Annotated in this window: 16 protein-coding genes; 8 read left to right on the forward strand and 8 right to left on the reverse strand. The window is 47.0% G+C overall.

Annotation, left to right across the window (positions count from 1 at the left end):
* Positions 1–6: 6 nt before the first annotated feature.
* The 4 genes from F0U83_RS14300 to F0U83_RS14315 form a co-directional block, all read right to left on the reverse strand.
* Complete coding sequence (locus tag F0U83_RS14300; RefSeq protein ID WP_138987912.1) at positions 7–558, reverse strand: DUF2889 domain-containing protein; 552 nt, start codon at positions 556–558, stop codon at positions 7–9.
* A gap of 9 nt (positions 559–567) precedes the next feature.
* A complete protein-coding gene (locus F0U83_RS14305) occupies positions 568–2,229 on the reverse strand; it encodes an AMP-binding protein (RefSeq protein WP_138987913.1) in 1,662 nt (553 codons plus the stop codon).
* A 137-nt stretch (positions 2,230–2,366) separates the two neighbouring features.
* Positions 2,367–2,684: an SCP2 sterol-binding domain-containing protein gene (locus F0U83_RS14310; RefSeq protein ID WP_138987914.1), complete on the reverse strand. Its 318-nt coding sequence runs from the start codon at positions 2,682–2,684 to the stop codon at positions 2,367–2,369.
* Between the two features lie 118 nt (positions 2,685–2,802).
* Positions 2,803–4,596 carry an acyl-CoA dehydrogenase C-terminal domain-containing protein gene (locus F0U83_RS14315; protein ID WP_138987915.1) on the reverse strand — a complete coding sequence of 598 codons (1,794 nt, stop codon included), beginning with the start codon at positions 4,594–4,596 and terminating at the stop codon, positions 2,803–2,805.
* Positions 4,597–4,879: 283 nt separating this feature from the next.
* Here F0U83_RS14315 and F0U83_RS14320 point away from each other — a divergent pair, with 283 nt between their 5' ends.
* Positions 4,880–6,178 carry a glycosyltransferase gene (locus F0U83_RS14320; RefSeq protein ID WP_138987916.1) on the forward strand — a complete coding sequence of 433 codons (1,299 nt, stop codon included), beginning with the start codon at positions 4,880–4,882 and terminating at the stop codon, positions 6,176–6,178.
* Positions 6,179–6,261: 83 nt separating this feature from the next.
* Positions 6,262–7,734, forward strand: a complete 1,473-nt coding sequence (locus tag F0U83_RS14325; protein WP_249042189.1) for an HD domain-containing phosphohydrolase — start codon at positions 6,262–6,264, stop codon at positions 7,732–7,734.
* On the opposite strand, the gene F0U83_RS14330 is transcribed toward F0U83_RS14325, so the two are convergent.
* Positions 7,726–8,595: a LysR substrate-binding domain-containing protein gene (locus F0U83_RS14330; protein WP_138987917.1), complete on the reverse strand. Its 870-nt coding sequence runs from the start codon at positions 8,593–8,595 to the stop codon at positions 7,726–7,728. The two genes, F0U83_RS14325 and F0U83_RS14330, sit on opposite strands and share 9 nt — an antisense overlap.
* A gap of 108 nt (positions 8,596–8,703) precedes the next feature.
* Between F0U83_RS14330 and F0U83_RS14335 the strand changes: the two genes are divergently transcribed.
* Together F0U83_RS14335 and fghA are read left to right on the forward strand one after the other, a co-directional pair.
* Positions 8,704–9,834, forward strand: a complete 1,131-nt coding sequence (locus tag F0U83_RS14335; protein ID WP_138987918.1) for an S-(hydroxymethyl)glutathione dehydrogenase/class III alcohol dehydrogenase — start codon at positions 8,704–8,706, stop codon at positions 9,832–9,834.
* A 50-nt stretch (positions 9,835–9,884) separates the two neighbouring features.
* Positions 9,885–10,727 carry an S-formylglutathione hydrolase gene (gene fghA / locus F0U83_RS14340; RefSeq protein ID WP_138987919.1) on the forward strand — a complete coding sequence of 281 codons (843 nt, stop codon included), beginning with the start codon at positions 9,885–9,887 and terminating at the stop codon, positions 10,725–10,727.
* A 60-nt stretch (positions 10,728–10,787) separates the two neighbouring features.
* Here the strand turns inward: fghA and hemH are convergent, their stop codons facing one another.
* Positions 10,788–11,810, reverse strand: a complete 1,023-nt coding sequence (gene hemH / locus F0U83_RS14345; RefSeq protein WP_138987920.1) for a ferrochelatase — start codon at positions 11,808–11,810, stop codon at positions 10,788–10,790.
* A 117-nt stretch (positions 11,811–11,927) separates the two neighbouring features.
* On the opposite strand from hemH, the gene F0U83_RS14350 reads away from it, so the two are divergent.
* Positions 11,928–12,287 carry a thiol-disulfide oxidoreductase DCC family protein gene (locus tag F0U83_RS14350; RefSeq protein WP_138987921.1) on the forward strand — a complete coding sequence of 120 codons (360 nt, stop codon included), beginning with the start codon at positions 11,928–11,930 and terminating at the stop codon, positions 12,285–12,287.
* A 51-nt stretch (positions 12,288–12,338) separates the two neighbouring features.
* On the opposite strand, the gene F0U83_RS14355 is transcribed toward F0U83_RS14350, so the two are convergent.
* Entirely contained in the window at positions 12,339–13,160 is an 822-nt protein-coding gene (locus tag F0U83_RS14355) for a mechanosensitive ion channel family protein (RefSeq protein WP_138987922.1), read from the reverse strand.
* A gap of 213 nt (positions 13,161–13,373) precedes the next feature.
* On the opposite strand from F0U83_RS14355, the gene F0U83_RS14360 reads away from it, so the two are divergent.
* Genes F0U83_RS14360 through F0U83_RS14375 form a run of 3 tightly spaced genes read left to right on the forward strand, consistent with a single transcriptional unit; the run spans position 13,374 to position 16,205 of the window.
* Positions 13,374–14,345 carry a GTP-binding protein gene (locus F0U83_RS14360; protein WP_138987923.1) on the forward strand — a complete coding sequence of 324 codons (972 nt, stop codon included), beginning with the start codon at positions 13,374–13,376 and terminating at the stop codon, positions 14,343–14,345.
* 4 nt (positions 14,346–14,349) lie between these two features.
* Positions 14,350–15,015 carry a DUF8082 domain-containing protein gene (locus F0U83_RS14365; protein ID WP_138987924.1) on the forward strand — a complete coding sequence of 222 codons (666 nt, stop codon included), beginning with the start codon at positions 14,350–14,352 and terminating at the stop codon, positions 15,013–15,015.
* On the forward strand, positions 15,012–16,205 hold the full coding sequence (locus F0U83_RS14375) for a HAMP domain-containing protein (RefSeq protein ID WP_170221840.1): 1,194 nt from the start codon (positions 15,012–15,014) through the stop codon (positions 16,203–16,205). Before F0U83_RS14365 ends, F0U83_RS14375 begins: the two co-directional genes overlap by 4 nt.
* 34 nt (positions 16,206–16,239) lie before the next feature.
* Here the strand turns inward: F0U83_RS14375 and F0U83_RS14380 are convergent, their stop codons facing one another.
* Positions 16,240–16,719 (reverse strand): acyl-CoA thioesterase, encoded by a 480-nt coding sequence (locus F0U83_RS14380; RefSeq protein WP_138987927.1) that lies wholly within the window; start codon positions 16,717–16,719, stop codon positions 16,240–16,242.
* Between the last annotated feature and the right edge of the window lie 126 nt (positions 16,720–16,845).

Raw genomic sequence — 16,845 nt, forward strand, 5'->3', positions numbered from 1 at the left:
AACGCGTTAATCGGCTGGCTCTGGATTGTATAAATCTGGCACATAACGGCGAATCACATCACTATCTTGTGCCCATGTACGACAGGTATTCAGCATTATCTTAGAGCCTGCAGTCATCACATCTTCCTCCATACTTGGCCATAAGCTTTGTACAGTGGTCGTTGCCAAAACAGGTAATAACTCATGGAGATGGGTACACCCTTGCGCACCTCCCACCAGATCCTTAGCTTTTCGCTGCCACCCCGGGCCTATGCGAGTTCCTTCGAGTCTTTTAAAAATATGAACTGCACCAGGACACATGGTGAAGGGGGACTCATCAATCACCGCTTCAACTTCATGGATTAATAAGGTTCTGTCCAGCGTTAGACGCAATTTCATATCATGAAATGCCTCGCCCGATGCAACATAGCCACCCCTTTCGGGATTATCTACCGTTTCAGACTTTACGTCCGTCATGCGCGCTTCAATATCCCACAGGCCATCTTCACGTTCATAACCGTCGGCTATAATTGTGCGACGGTGGGCGTGCCGTCGCCGGGTAGGTTTGCTTAGGGACATAAGCTATCCTCATGCCGCATGTGACGTATCATCATCTTTCAACATACGTCTTAGCACTTTGCCTACATTGGATTTAGGTAGATCTTCAACAAAGGTGACGGTCTTCGGCACTTTGTAATTGGTCAAATGTTCTTTACACCACTTGATGATCTCTTTTTCGGTAAGCTCAGCATCTTTTCGCACAACAAATAACTTCGGCACTTCACCACTGCGCTCATCTTTGATACCAATCGCAGCACACTCCATCACACCTGGATGGGAGGTCACAACGTCTTCAATCTCGTTCGGATAGACGTTGAACCCGGAGACAATGATCAAGTCTTTAGCGCGATCAACAATACGTAGCCGACCATCTTCCTCCTGAACAGCTACATCCCCGGTAATGAGATAACCATCATCTGTAAAACAGGCGTTCGTTTCGCGCTCTCGCTGCCAGTAGCCTTTCATGACCTGCGGACCTTTCACGCACAGCTCACCTGGTGTGCCAATCGGCGCCTCCTCTCCTGTGGTATCAATAATACGCACATCCGTTGCTTTGAGTGGCCAACCAATGGTTCCTATGGATACTTCGCCGGGCGGGTTGATGGCCACAGCCGGCGAGGTCTCTGTTAGTCCGTAACCTTCCATAATTTCGCAACCTGTCACCTCTTTCCATTGGTTAGCGGCTGCATGGGTTAGCGCCATGCCTCCAGAGATGGTGATTTTCATGTTGCTAAAATCGAGCGCACGGAAACTTTCTTGGTTGCACAGTGCGACAAAAAGCGTATTAAGCCCCATGAATCCAGACATATTCCAACGCTTAAGTTCTTTTATAAAACCGGCAATATCCCGTGGATTTGCGATCAACACACTGTGACCGCCCTCTTCCATAATGATTAGCGAGAGGGTGAAGGCATAGATATGATAAAGCGGTAGCGGCGAAATGGCCGTCTCTGCCCAGCCTGCTTCAGCGCGGCTGATAAGCTCGCTTCCTTGGAGCATGTTGGAGACCAAATTACCGTGCGTCAATACGGCACCTTTAGAAACGCCGGTCGTACCTCCGGTATATTGCAGTACTGCGGTATCTTCTGTACGTACGCTTACCGGTGCTGGTTTCTCTCCCATATATGCCATCAACGCTTGGCGTAGCGATTTCTCCATGGGGAGATTGTAGTCAGGTTCCATCTTCTTGATGTATTTAATGGCCGTATTGAGCAGGGTGCGTTTTAAGAACCCATGCAAGTCTCCAACCTGAGTCACAAAAATATGTTTAACGTCAGTTTTATCAATAATACGCTCAGCATTGTGCGCCATACTTGCGTGTATCACTAACGCTTTGGCACCGGAGTCTTTAAACTGGTGTTCTAGCTCCCGCGGGGTATAAAGCGGGTTGGTGTTCACAACCACTAGTCCCGCTCGCAAAGCGCCAAACAGAACAACCGGATATTGGATCAGGTTAGGTAGTTGAATCGCCAAACGGTCTCCGGGTTTAAGATCCGTTTCTTTTTGTAGATAAACTGCAAACGCGTCCGCTAACTGGTCCAGTTCACCATAGGAGAGCGTCCTCCCAAAGCTGGTAAATGCGGGTTTGTCTGCATAAACCCGACAATGTCTTGCGACAACATCAAGTACGGTCTGGTAGCCATGAGGATTCAGTTCATCTGGGATCCAAGTCCCGCGCGGGTGATCCATAGGTTGCCCCCTAAATCATTATTTTTATGAGTGGGCGGATATTATTCCGTTCTCAACAACTTCCCTACGAAGCTGTCATTATACTGTGAAAATGCGGGACGATACCCAAGGGCATTGTCCCTAAAGCGCTCAGCCTGTTACGCAAAAGGAAACAAGGCAGTCAGGCGTGTTGCTAGCATGATGTCACCGTCAGCACGAATTCGCCCCGTCATAAACGCTTGCATGCCATCCGTTTCACCAGACAGCACTTCTTGCAACGTAGCTGAATCCATAGACAGGGTAACGCTCGGCTCATCATGTTCACCTTGAGCAACATCACATGTCCCATCATTGATAGCCACATAGTAAGGCTCACCATCATCAAGCTGATACTGGAACACGGCATCCAGGCCCGCAGCCGCTTCGCTATTAAAACGGCCTTTCATCTCTTCAAAAACATTGCTCAGATCAGACATGTTACTTACCTCGGTTGGGTTGCTCATATGTTGATAACGTTTAGCTTTATAGTTCAGGTATTTTTGGGCAAGCCAGCGGCCTGCCCTATATTTTAAGATGCGCACTTTGCTCTCTCACTTAGAATACAAAATGCTCAACATCCATATCCATCAGATTTGCTGCACCTGATTGCATGATCTCTACATGCCCACGGGTACGGGGCAAAATTCGTTGGAAATAGAAATTTGCCGTTGTGACTTTTGCTTTGTAGAAAGCTTCTTCATCTGTACCCGCGGCAACAGCGTTCTGCGCTTTAGCCGCCATACGCGCCCAGAAGTAGGCCAATGACACATAGCCTGAGTACATCAGATAATCGACAGCAGCAGCACCTACCTCTTCACGATCCTGCATGGCTTTCATGCCAATTTTCATCGTCAGCTCACCCCATTCTTGGTTCAGTTTAGCTAACGGTTCGATGAATGGTTTCATCTGTTCATCTTCAGCATGGGCTTTACAGAATTTGTGCACAATTTTTGTAAAGCCTTTCAAGGACTCGCCTTGGCTCATCAGGACTTTTCGACCTAACAAATCCAGTGCTTGGATCTGGGTTGTGCCTTCATAGAGCATGGAGATACGCGCATCGCGAACATTCTGCTCCATTCCCCATTCGGCGATAAAACCGTGTCCTCCAAAGACTTGAACACCGTGATTTGCTGATTCAAAACCCACTTCGGTTAAAAATGCTTTAGCAATCGGTGTTAAGAACGCCAATAAAGCATCCGCTTCAGCTTTTTCTTCATCACTTGCCAGTTTAACTTTATCGACCAATTGCGCACAGAAGTAGATCAGTGCTCGACCACCTTCAGCAAAAGCTTTCTGAGTTAATAGCATGTTGCGCACAGCGGGGTGAACAATGATCGGATCCGCAGCGCCTTCGGGGTTTTTAGGGCCTGTCAGTGAACGCATCTGCAAGCGCTCTTTGGCGTAAACTAGTGAGTTTTGAAAACCCCACTCAGCATGAGCCAAGCCTTGTAGCGCTGTACCTAGTCGAGCCGTATTCATAAAGGTGAACATGCAGTTCAGGCCTTTGTTTGGCGGGCCAATTAAGTAACCGGTAGCGGCATCAAAATTCATCACACAGGTAGCGTTACCATGAATACCCATCTTGTGCTCAAGAGATCCACACGCCACACCATTTCGCGCACCAATGCCATCACCTTCGGGCATAAACTTTGGCACGATAAATAAAGAGATACCTTTGGTACCAGCCGGCGCATCCGGCAATCGAGCCAAGACAATATGGATTATATTATCTGCCATATCGTGCTCACCGGCTGAGATAAAGATCTTCGTTCCAGTAATTTTGTAGCTACCATCTGCTTGAGGTTCGGCTTTAGTGCGAAGCATCCCCAAATCCGTACCACAGTGAGGCTCTGTCAAACACATGGTGCCCGTCCACTCACCGCTTACCAATTTGGTTAAGTAGGTGTGTTTTTGCTCATCAGTGCCGTGTTCGCTCAGTGTATTCATCGCACCGTGACTCAAGCCTGGATACATACCCCATGACCAGTTAGCCGTACCTACCATCTCACTGATGACGGTACCAATGGACTCAGGCAATCCTTGGCCACCATGGGCAGGATCATGCGCCAGTGAAGGCCATCCACCTTCAACATACTGCTGATAAGCTTCTTTAAAGCCGGTTGGCGTAGTCACTTCGCCATCATTAAACTGACAGCCTTCACGATCACCTACTTGATTTAGGGGGGCTAATACACGCTCAGAAAACTTTGCGCCCTCTTCAAGGATAGCGCTGATCATATCTGGCGTTGCATCTTCGCAACCGGGGAGTGATGCATAGTGTTTATCTGATTCCAACACTTCATTCATCACGAACTGAATATCACGTAGAGGCGCTTTATAATCTGGCATGGCTATCTTCCTCAATTCTTATCATTATCCGCCCGACACATATCATCACTACAGGCGCACATCCGTTATTGGCTGACTGCTAGAATGGACGAAAAGCCCCACCTCACCAATAACAAAAGATGCCAAGATCACTGGCAAAAAGTGTCATTCCTTTTATTCAAACACAATAACAAGTCGTTCCGTTACCCAAAAATCTGACAAAAAACTTCATCAAAACCTTATTTTATGACGCCTGTAATACAGAATAGTTTAAAATTCACGGCAATAACGAAAAGGGGATCACATGCGAACATTAGTCATTATTGGATATGTATGGCCTGAACCTCGCTCATCTGCTGCGGGTTATCACATGCTATCCTTTATCGAACTGTTTCTTGAACAGAAATGGCATGTGACTTTTGCAAGCCCTGCCGCGCTTAGCGAACACCGGGCAGACTTAACCGCGATGGGTGTTAAAGAGGTATCAATCGAGCTGAACTCCGCCTCGTTTGATGATTGGATCTTGCAGCAGAACCCTGACATCGTCTTATTTGATCGTTTTATGATGGAGGAGCAGTTTGGCTGGCGTGTAGAGCAACAATGCCCCAGCGCGATTCGGATCTTAGATACAGAAGACCTTCACAGTCTAAGAGATGCACGCCACCAATGGGTCAAACAGCAGCTGAAACATGGCACTTTAGACCTTACTCCCCTCTCCTCACAGAAAGATCTGTATGAGCGTATGAGCGAGACCGACTTATCCCAACGAGAGATTGCATCTATTTATCGTTGCGATCTAACCTTGATGATCTCTGACTTTGAAATACAGTTACTGACACAAGCGTTTACAGTACCCGATAACTTGCTTATCCACTGTCCCTTTATGTTGCCGAGCTTATCCACGAATCAAACCGGAAGACTGCCCGCGTTCTCGGAGCGCCAACACTTCATTAGTATTGGCAATTTTCGTCACGCACCAAATTGGGATGCCGTACTCTGGCTCAAACAACAAATCTGGCCATTAATCCGCAAACAATTGCCCGATGCCGAATTGCATGTCTATGGCGCTTATCCACCCCCCAAAGCTACAGCGTTGGATAACGCCAGAGAAGGTTTTATCGTTGAAGGCTGGGCAGACGATGCCCATAGTGTTATGCAACATGCTCGAGTGCTATTAGCGCCACTTCGATTCGGTGCCGGTATCAAAGGTAAGTTAGTGGATGCCATGCGCAACGGAACGCCTTCTATAACAACCTCTATTGGTGTTGAAGGGATGCGGGGGAAGTCTCAACACTGGGGGGGAGTCTGCACAGATAACGCTGAAACCTTCGCGACAGAAGCCATTAATCTCTATACACAAGAGCCGCTCTGGATGGCGTCACAAGCCAGTGGATACACACTGCTAACAGAGCGCTATAACAAACAGGATATTCAGCCACGCTTACTTCAACGTATTCTTCCTTTACTTGAGCCGGAGCAACTCAAAGTACATCGACGCCGCAATTTCACCGGACTGATGCTACGCCACCACCACCAAAAAAGTACGAAGTATATGGCGCAATGGATTGAGGCAAAGAATAAATCCAGCCCTCATAAAAGCTAAGGAAACGTCTATACTGCATTGCATCGCTTGGTTACCTCCTAAGCCTTCTAACGAAAAATGAACACCTACAGCCCAAGAGACATATGATGCAGACGCTAATGCTCAGAACATCTTTTCACTATTTCATAGCCCTTGTTCTCTTCTCGTTTTATGGTGTTCAAGTCTGCCCTTTTCTTGATTCCCTAACGACCGGGCAACTGATTACCCCCATAGCTATTTCTTTCATCATTATGTGGGTTCTCCGTAAGCAGATAGAGAAGGCTCTTGCGCAACAATCTCCTAAACGACAAGTTAAGTCTCAGTTTATTGCCGACTTCTCTCTGTTCTTAACATTCGGTGTTTTGATTGCTTTATACAACTTCCTCGCTCACAACTTCCCAATGGAAAGTAGTAGTAAAGTCCTGATAGGTATGAGCGTACTTGGCTTTTTTATATCCTGTGAGCAAGCGCTGTATCGTGAGTACAGGCTCGCCGAACAACTACGACAAACAAAGCAGCATTTAGAACCCGATGAAAACCCTTACCCCTTAACGCAAAAATTTGTCTGGTTTGCCACCGCCTGCGCAGTATCAGTTGTCGGGGTAGTTTTTTTAGTCATCAGCAAAGATCTAGAGTGGCTGATACATACAGGTGAAAGCGTTTCATTAGAAACAGCACGCAAGTACATTCTAGGGGAAATCGTATTTGTTGTAGCCGTGATGATGTTTTATATACTCGCCATTATTATCAGCTACTCTCGTAATCTAAAGCTGTTTATTAGTGCTGAAAATCATGCGTTAGCTCTGGTATCTCAAGGCAATCTTTGTGCTCAAGTTCCCGTGACCAGCAATGATGAGTTTGGCCTAATGGCCATGCATACCAACGGGATGATAAAAGCGTTAGCAAAACAAACTGAAGAGTTGAGCCTAACACGGGATGCAAGCATTCTCGGCCTAGCCAGCCTAGCTGAAACCCGTGACAATGAAACTGGGGCACATATTTTACGTACCCAAAACTATGTACGAGTATTAGCTGAACACCTCAGCCTGCAGAAAAAATACCGCCCCCAATTAAACGCCGAAACCATTGATCTACTCTATAAATCAGCCCCACTTCATGACGTAGGTAAAGTGGGTATTCCTGATAGTATTTTGCTCAAGCCGGGTAAACTAACAGATGAAGAGTTCAATGTTATGAAATCCCATGCGCAGATTGGAGCCGATGCTCTGCAAGTGGCTGAAGATCAGCTAGGTAGCAACTCTTTCCTTAGAATCGCACGTGAAATCAGCCTAACTCATCATGAAAAGTGGGATGGCAGTGGTTACCCCGTTGGCTTAAAAGCAGAGAACATACCACTTTCCGGACGCCTTATGGCACTGGCCGATGTTTATGACGCCTTAAGATCTAAACGTGTGTATAAACCCGCATTCAGTCATGAAAAAGCTAAAGAGATTATCCTTGAAGGGCGAGGTAGTCATTTTGATCCTGCCATTGTGGATGCTTTTTTATCTCTGGAGGGTGTGTTTATTGATATTGCAGAAACCTATCAAGACGCGCATCCACAGGAGTCAACTTAGTCGCTCGCCGAGAAAATCCACCAATCGGCGAATTTTTGAAGAGAGGTGCTTACTCTTAGGATAGAGCGCCCAAATACCTTCATCCGTTGTCTGAAAGCTCTGCAACACAACGCTTAACTGCCCGTTATTGATATACTCCTGCACGTAATAATCCGGAAGCTGCACAACACCCAATCCCTTAAGCGCAGCATCTAGCAGGGCAACCCCACTATTAAAATGGATTTTACCGCTTACTTTAATATTACGCTCCTGCCCTTTCTCCTGAAACCGCCAGTATTCCAAGGAGCCTTGCAAACAGTTATGCCTATTTAGCTCTGATATCAGATGAGGCTCGCCATTTGCTGAGATATAAGCAGGCGATGCACAAACATATTGACGACGAGAGCCAAGCCGCTTCGCCACCAGCGTTGAGTCCTCAAGCCGTCCTAAACGGATCGCAACATCGAAACCACCGTCAATCAGATCAATTTTTTGATTGGTGAAAACGCAATGGAGTTCGATCTCTGGATATTGCGCTACAAAATCATTCAGAATCGGTGCTATCTTCGTTTCACCATAGGTGTTCGGTGCAGTCATTTTTATTTTGCCGCTCGGTGTACTCTGCAAATTACTGACAGCTCGCTCTGCATCCGCCAGACCATCTAATACTTGCCGGCCATATTGATAATAAAGCTGTCCGGCTTCTGTCACCGATACTTTTCGTGTGGTTCTGTGCAATAGCTGGCAAGCAAGCCGTTTCTCCAAGGCACTGACTTGGCGGCTTACTTGCGCAACCGATATTTCTAACCGTTGAGCGGCCCCTGTGAAGCTACCTGACTCAACAACCGCCACAAACTCCGTTACACCTTCCCAACCCAACATTATTACTATCCTGCAAAAGTAATTTACATATTAGATAGATTATCACCTCATTAGAAACAACTACAATAAACCCACCAATGATTAAAGATGAATAAGAGGGATGGCATCATGAGCGCTAAAATAATCAAGTCTAAAGCCGCAGTAGCGTGGGCTGCCGGCCAGCCACTATCCATTGAAGAAGTGGATGTCATGCCACCTCAAAAAGGGGAAGTCCGCATTCGCATCGTGGCTTCTGGCGTATGCCATACCGACGCATTCACCCTGTCAGGTGAAGATCCAGAAGGCATATTCCCCGCCATTTTAGGCCATGAAGGCGGCGGCATCGTAGAATCCATCGGCGAGGGGGTCACTAGCGTAGCCGTGGGTGATCATGTGATCCCTCTGTACACCCCAGAGTGTGGCGAATGTAAATTCTGCAAGTCGGGGAAAACCAATCTCTGCCAAAAAATCCGCGAAACCCAAGGCAAAGGGTTAATGCCAGACGGTACAACGAGGTTCTCCAAAGATGGCCAACCCATTTATCACTATATGGGATGTTCAACCTTTTCCGAGTACACGGTTCTGCCAGAAATCTCTCTGGCTAAAGTGAATAAGACAGCGCCACTTGAAGAGGTCTGTTTGCTCGGTTGTGGTGTCACCACCGGTATGGGTGCGGTGATGAATACAGCCAAAGTGGAAGAAGGCGCAACCGTTGCTATCTTTGGTATTGGCGGCATTGGACTTTCTGCGGTTATTGGCGCCACGATGGCAAAAGCCAGCCGTATTATCGCTATCGATATTAACGACAGTAAGTTTGATCTGGCTCGTCAACTTGGCGCAACCGACTGTATAAATCCAAAAGATTACGACAAGCCTATTCAGGAAGTAATTGTCGAACTGACCGATGGCGGTGTTGATTACTCGTTTGAGTGTATTGGCAATGTCGACGTGATGCGTTCCGCACTGGAGTGCTGTCATAAGGGCTGGGGGGAGTCAGTTATTATTGGCGTCGCTGGCGCAGGCCAAGAGATATCTACCCGTCCGTTCCAGTTGGTGACAGGTCGCGTGTGGCGCGGTACTGCCTTTGGCGGCGTGAAAGGCCGCTCTGAGCTTCCTACTTATGTTGAGCGCTACCTCAACGGTGAGTTTAAACTCAGCGATTTTATCACCCATACCATGGGACTTGATGCAATCAATACTGCCTTTGATTTGATGCATGAAGGTAAGAGTATCCGCAGTGTTATTCACTTCGATAAATAAACTGACCTGACTAAGCCTCCTTCACGTGAGGAGGCTAGCGAGGAGCTTTCGTGAATATTGAAAACCTAAGTCAGAATAAAAGCTTTGACGGCTGGCACAAGCAATATCGTCATCACTCATCACGTCTCAACTGCGATATGCGCTTTGCCATTTATCTGCCACCACAAGCTACCGCGGACAATATAGTACCTGTTCTGTATTGGCTATCCGGCCTTACATGTACCGATGAGAACTTTATGCAAAAAGCTGGCGCACAAAAAATCGCGGCCGAGCTAGGTATTGCCATCGTTGCCCCAGACACTAGCCCCAGAGGCGAAGGCGTAGCCGATGATTCAGGCTATGACTTAGGGATGGGTGCAGGTTTCTATGTGAATGCGACAGAAGCACCTTGGCGTGATCATTATCAGATGTATGACTACATTGTGACGGAACTACCCGACCTGATTGAATCCCTGTTCCCTGTCACAACACAGCGGGCCATTGCAGGCCATTCGATGGGCGGCCATGGTGCATTAACCATTGCCCTCAAAAACCCAGACCGCTACTGCTCTGTCTCAGCCTTCAGCCCAATCTGCAATCCAAGCAACTGCCCTTGGGGAGAAAAAGCATTTTCTGCTTACTTAGGAAAAGATAGAGAGGCGTGGAAACAATATGATGCCTGTGAGTTGATGGAGCAAGCAACTCAACCGTTACCCGCACTGGTAGACCAAGGCAGCGCAGATAACTTCTTAACAGAGCAACTGATGCCAGACAGGCTAGAGTCCGCTGCCCGTCACATCAACTTTCCTCTTGAAATAAGAATTCAGGAAGGCTATGACCATAGCTATTACTTTATTGCGAGTTTTATTGAGGAACATATGAGATTTCATGCTCAGCACTTGTGCGAGCACTGAATACTAAGCAGCTCAACGCAGCGCCGAAAAACGGCGCTGTTTTAATGAGAGGGGCAACCTCTAGGCATTCAGATAAGGCGCTACCAATCGTGCCATCATCTCAATATGGGCATCATCCGAATTGAGCGCTGGAATGTAACGGAAGCTCTCGCCACCGTTTTCCAAAAAGGTTTCGCGTGCCTCCGCATTGATCTCCTCGATAGTTTCTAGACAATCCGACGAGAAACCTGGGCAAATGACAGCAACACTTTTCACACCTGTAGCTGGTAGCGCTTCAAGGGTTTTATCCGTATAGGGTTGTAGCCAAGGTTCTCTACCAAAGCGCGATTGGAAGGTCGTTTTCACTTTTGCTTCATCCCAGCCCATGCGCTCTCGCACCAGTCGGGTCGTCTGGTGGCAGAAACAATGATAAGGGTCGCCCTGTTTGAGATACCGTTCGGGCGTCCCGTGGTATGAAAACAGATACAGATCAGGTGCCGCGTGATCAGACAGATCAGCCTCTAAACTACGACACAGCGCTTCTATATACGCGCCATGATTATGGTAACCATTAATAAAATGTAGCCCCGGCACCCATCGAGTCGTTTTGAAATGCTCAGCAAGTGCATCAAATGTAGAACCGCCTGTAGCACCCGAATATTGGGGGTACAGCGGGAGTACGATAATCTCTCTAACATTTTGGGCAGCTAACTGATCTAACGCAGATGCGATGGAGGGGTTACCATAGCGCATCCCTAAAACAACAGGAATATAATTTTCACCGTGCTCTTTATCTAACAACGTTTGCAGCTTTTTCTGCTGATGCAGACTATGAACCATTAAAGGAGAGCCCTCTTCGGTCCAGACGGATTGATAAAGCTTTGCTGACTTCGCAGGTCTGATGTTTAAGATGACACCATGCAAAATCATCCACCAGATAGGGCGAGGTACTTCGACGACACGTGGATCGCTCAAAAACTCCTTCAGGTAACGCTTTAAAGAGGCCTTATCCGGCGCATCCGGCGTGCCCAAATTACATAGCAGCACGCCTCTGCGCGGGCTTATACCTTTATGGTCATAGTCAGTCTGACCCTTATACTTCATAACCTTCCCCAAAATAGCTACTTCTACGAGCCCAGCAACTTAACGGATCACTGATATTGTTGATCTAGTCCTTAAGGCGCAACGTAAAAAACCTAAATCAACGGTGATACAAGGCATATGATGCGCAAAACAATCGTTTTTTATGACGGAGGATGTCCGTTATGTTCCAAAGAGATCAAACATTATCAGGGCATTGATAAGCAACAAAGCGTTATATGGAAAGATATTACCACAGAGCCATTGGAGCTAAAAAAATATGGGGTCACTTATGAGAGAGCGATGCAGGTATTCCATGTACTCTCTAACGACGGTGTCATGAAAACAGGCGCAGAAGCCTTTGTTCATCTGTGGAAACAACTCCCCTATTACCGCTGGCTGGGTCATATAGTATCAACGCTACGATTAACGCCTTTGCTTCAGAAAGCCTACATGATCTTTGCAAAGCGACGCTATCAAAAGCGTTGCCAATGCTCATAAAAAGGAAAAAGGCCGGCACCCCACTAGAAAGTACCGGCAAAAGGAAGGTTATTACGATGCTTTCTGATGTAGATGTACATCCTGCTGTGGGAATGGAATAGTACAGCCCGCTTCTTCAACTGCGCTCTTTAGTCGCGGTAATATATCGAAATAGAAGCTCCAGTAGTCTTCAGTCTTCACAAAAGCGCGTACTAAAAAATCGATTGAGCTGTCGCCGAGATTCACTACGGCAACCACATTACCTTCATCTTGCAGTACCCGATCATCCTGTTGGATAACAGCTTCCAAAGCCGCTTTCGCTTTCTGCAAATCATCGCTGTAGGACACGCCAATACTCGACTCAACGGCCCTCACGGCACTGGCTGTATGATTAATGAGATTACCGTTAGCCAAAGGACCATTGGGTAGCACCAAAACACGCTTATCAAACGTTTCCAACGTCGTTACAAATATTCCTATATCTTTAACCACACCCTGTAATGATTGCGCTTCAAGGTAATCACCCACCTTAAAAGGACGGAAAATAAGGATCATCACGCCGCCTGCGAAATTTGACAAGCTCCCTTGCAACGCCAAACCCACAGCCAGACCCGCCGCACCTAAAATAGCTACAAAAGAGGTCGTTTCGATGCCCATCATGGAGGCGACACTGATGACCAGAAGCACCTTAAGAATGATATTAATACCGCTGGCTAAAAAGCTCGCTAATGTCTGATCTGGCAGTTTGTTAAAAACCGAACGCTCAAGTACGCGTGTAAAACGGGTAATCACCCAGATGCCGATAATCAGCACCAAAATCGCCATTAAAAACTGAGTACCGTACTCCAGTACCAGCGCCTTACCTTCTTCAAAATAAGATTCAAACTGTTCCATAGGGAACCCCCAGGGTCACATATTTATGAATGAACAGCAGATTATCGATAGCAGTCATGAAGACTAGATGAACGGATTCAACAAATGCTTAAGAGAAATATGAACACAAAATAAACATTTAATATTTCAGTAACATACAGATGCTTTAATCCGTTGCCTCAACACTTTCTACGCTACATATCTACGCAGTATTCAGAACTTCAGGGTAATATCGTGACTGAGCACAAGTTGATTTTTGTCGGCCCTGTGGGTTCAGGAAAAACAACCGCCATCTCCTCACTGAGTGATGAGGAAAGCCTACGTACTGACGCCAAAGCCTCAGATATAACCGGTATTCGCAAGCAAACCACCACCGTTGCGTTGGATTATGGCCAGATCAGTTTGTCTGATGATCATAAAGTGCGCTTGTATGGTACGCCGGGACAGGTAAGGTTTAGCTTTATGTGGGACCTGCTCGCAAATGACTTAGCGGCGGATTCCCATAGTGTAGTTTTGCTGTTGGATAACACACGAAACCAGCCGCTACGGGATCTTAAATTTTACACTCAGGAGTTTGCACAACTCATTCATCGGTCGCGCCTTATGATTGGCGTAACTCGCTCTGATGTTCGTGATGAACCCACACTATCCCACTATCACAATTGGGTAGAAGAGTTGAATCTCCAGGCAGAGATCTTTTTTATTGATGCTCGCCGAAAAGAAACAATGCTCTCCCTCCTGAAATGCGCACTGCCCTCTGAGATACCTGAATCCGCTTGGGAGCAGTATCGGCAAACAACCAGAGAAACAATCGACATTACAGAGAGCGAAAGTTCACCTCAAACCCAAGACACAACCCCTTTTCAAGGAGATCATCTGGTGATTAAAGAGAGCATCGTCACCGATATTCTAAATGTTCGAGGCGTACAAGGAGCCGTTCTAGCTAATGCAATGGGCGATATACTCACCTCATCATTAGACAATCCCGAGCTAGAAGAATACATCGGCTACATGGCTGGTATGGTGCCTGCTTTTCAGGCCGCATCCGCTTTTGATAACGCCCGCTCCATTCTGGTCAAAAGCCCGTCAGGCAACAACCTGAGTATTTTTATAGAAGATGATCAGGTACTTGGGGTGCTATCCGCGCAACGTACATCAGTAAGAACCCTCAAACAGCAGGTTGAAGATATTCTGCAATGGGAATAATCCAATGAACGTACTGAATGACTTTCAATTTTTAGGCGGTGTTCGTCATGTGTGTGTCATTAGAGAAGGGGGCATTACAGGCTCAACCTTCCCCGAACTACTACACGACAACCTAACCGCCGCAGCTCGTATGATGCTACAAATGCTAGCGGGCATACAATCGCTTAATGAAAAACACAATGAAGTCCATATCGAGATGGATGATAGCCAGCTAATTGGTGTGCAACTATCCGACAATACCCTGTTTGTGTTGATGGCGGACCGGGAGATCAACCACGCGTTGATTAATACAGCCATTCGTTCAGCACGTCCTGCTCTGCTAAAGCTTGAGTCACCAACCAAGGCGAGTAGCTCTCAAGATAAAACAGCAGCGCAAACCAGCGTACCACCTACCTTGCAACCAGGGACGGCCAGCAATAAAGCGTCTTTGAAGCCTCTTCTTAAAAAGATAGCTTTAGTGTTAGCAGATTATGTCGGCCCTGCTGCAACCGTACTGTTTCAACGCACCTATACTCTGTGGTCTCAAGAAGGCCAACCCAGTCATGAGCGCCTACCTCAACTAACATCCAAAATGGCAGCTTTTATAGAGAACACCGACAAGCGAACACAGTTTTTATTACGCACCACTGACTTGATTTCAGATCAGAGCACAGGAGAAACAACGGCATGAAATCCATTCGCAGCCGAATTGAGCGCACCCTAATCGCTGCCGCTCTGATTCCCATCGCACTCATCGCTCTATACGTCTACCTCTCAACTCATCAGACGCTAACCAACTCCGGTATTGAGAGCAGTAACCGCCAAGTAGAGTTATTGGCCAGCAGTGTCGAAGGCACGCTCGCACACGTTCCCGGCGATCTGTTTTACCTGAGAGACTCCAACTCAATGCATCATTACGGTCGAGCCTTGGTGATCAATGACGCAAAGGCAAAAGAAGAGTATGGCCGCAGTATTGCTAGGGATTTTCTAAGTATTGTCAAAAACCGCCGTATCTATAACCAAATTCGTTTTATAGGCGCCGACGGCAAGGAGTTAATTCGAGTTGAGCACAATGAAAAAGAGGGCAACAGCCGCATTCTCCAAAGCGAACTATTGCAAGACAAAAGCCAATCTATCCACTTTAATAATACCGCCAAACTCAACTTCGGGGACTACTACATCTCCCCTATCGACTTAAATAGAGAAGCGGGCGAAATTGAAAAGCCGATACGTCCGACCATTCGCTTCGCCACGCCTATATTTGCCGTGGGAGAACGCTTTGTCGGTGAGATCATTCTGAATGTGGATGCAGATGCATTTCTAAGTATGGTTCGCAACGCCAATAATACCCAGGGTCTTAGTTTCGCCTTAAGTGATGTCGATGGATACTTAATGGAAAATCAGAATCCAGTACTCAATTGGGGAAGCTCTCTCAATCTTTCTCATGGGGGCAACCTAAAGCAGCTTATCTCTGCCAATGTTGTCCAACAAATAACTGAGAGCCAAAATCTTACCACGTTGGAATCAGACGATAAGCTGATCACCGCTCGGCCACTCTTTGCAGCGGCTGGGCAGCAGCAACCCATGGGCTATCTTGTAGCCTTTGCTGAAAAATCAACCGTGTTAAAACTGTTGGATCATTTCTTAATCGCCTTCGCCATCTTCTTTGTACTCTCTGTCATCGTCGCCGTTATCGTTGCCAGGGTACTGTCCTCAACCATGACGGCGCCACTTATCTATCTGACTCAAGCCGCTGATCGCCTGAGCAAAGGCGATATGAACACTGAGATACAGATAAAGTCTGGAGATGAGATACAGTCACTGGCTGAGGCATTTGAGCGGCTACGAGAATCCGTGAAGTTGTTGATGAAGCTCGGATGAGTCATCAAAGCTTCGCGGATACCCGCAGTAGTAATCAACTTTGTATATGAGCTTCCATCTCTTCGCCTATTTTTTTACGCATATCCATCAGGCGAATAGCTGAATCTCTTAGCTCAATATCTTCTGGCGTTTCAGGAACCCATTCCGGAACGTCAGTCGTTTGGCCCTGATCATCTACGGCTACCATGATGACGATGCAATGAGTCGTGAGATAGCGTTTAGTATTTTTAGGGTCACCTGCGCGTACATCCAAAGCGATGTGCATGGAACTGCGACCGGTGTAGATCACTTTTGCAGCGACTTCCACAATGCTGCCCACATGAATAGGCTTCACAAAGCGAATGCCCCCTGCATAAGCCGTAATACAGTACTTTCCACTCCACCCTGCAGCACAGGCGTACGCTGCTAAATCGATCCATTTCATGACGGCACCGCCATGTACTTTACCGCCAAAGTTGACATCTGCGGGCTCTGCAAGAAATCTCAGGGTGAGTTGACGTTCTTTACCTGACATGGAGTACCTACTCTTGTTGCTGGGATAGATTTAAAACCTTAGTCTATTCCAAGCAGCAACGAATAGCAGCAGTTTCTCACAGCCGGCCTGATGACACGCCCCAATTTACCCCATATCGCTTAAAAG

The organism is Neptunomonas concharum (genome assembly GCF_008630635.1).
Taxonomy (GTDB): Bacteria; Pseudomonadota; Gammaproteobacteria; order Pseudomonadales; family Balneatricaceae; genus Neptunomonas; species Neptunomonas concharum.

Coding starts and splice junctions, on each gene's coding strand:
- F0U83_RS14355 (WP_138987922.1), bottom strand. CDS start 13,160: ATGGAACAGTTTGAATCTTATTTTGAAGAAGGTAAGGCGCTGGTACTG.
- F0U83_RS14310 (WP_138987914.1), bottom strand. CDS start 2,684: ATGTCTGATCTGAGCAATGTTTTTGAAGAGATGAAAGGCCGTTTTAAT.
- F0U83_RS14300 (WP_138987912.1), bottom strand. CDS start 558: ATGTCCCTAAGCAAACCTACCCGGCGACGGCACGCCCACCGTCGCACA.
- F0U83_RS14330 (WP_138987917.1), bottom strand. CDS start 8,595: ATGTTGGGTTGGGAAGGTGTAACGGAGTTTGTGGCGGTTGTTGAGTCA.
- F0U83_RS14350 (WP_138987921.1), top strand. CDS start 11,928: ATGATGCGCAAAACAATCGTTTTTTATGACGGAGGATGTCCGTTATGT.
- F0U83_RS14380 (WP_138987927.1), bottom strand. CDS start 16,719: ATGTCAGGTAAAGAACGTCAACTCACCCTGAGATTTCTTGCAGAGCCC.
- F0U83_RS14315 (WP_138987915.1), bottom strand. CDS start 4,596: ATGCCAGATTATAAAGCGCCTCTACGTGATATTCAGTTCGTGATGAAT.
- F0U83_RS14375 (WP_170221840.1), top strand. CDS start 15,012: ATGAAATCCATTCGCAGCCGAATTGAGCGCACCCTAATCGCTGCCGCT.
- F0U83_RS14305 (WP_138987913.1), bottom strand. CDS start 2,229: ATGGATCACCCGCGCGGGACTTGGATCCCAGATGAACTGAATCCTCAT.
- F0U83_RS14320 (WP_138987916.1), top strand. CDS start 4,880: ATGCGAACATTAGTCATTATTGGATATGTATGGCCTGAACCTCGCTCA.
- F0U83_RS14335 (WP_138987918.1), top strand. CDS start 8,704: ATGAGCGCTAAAATAATCAAGTCTAAAGCCGCAGTAGCGTGGGCTGCC.
- hemH (WP_138987920.1), bottom strand. CDS start 11,810: ATGAAGTATAAGGGTCAGACTGACTATGACCATAAAGGTATAAGCCCG.
- F0U83_RS14325 (WP_249042189.1), top strand. CDS start 6,262: ATGATGCAGACGCTAATGCTCAGAACATCTTTTCACTATTTCATAGCC.
- F0U83_RS14365 (WP_138987924.1), top strand. CDS start 14,350: ATGAACGTACTGAATGACTTTCAATTTTTAGGCGGTGTTCGTCATGTG.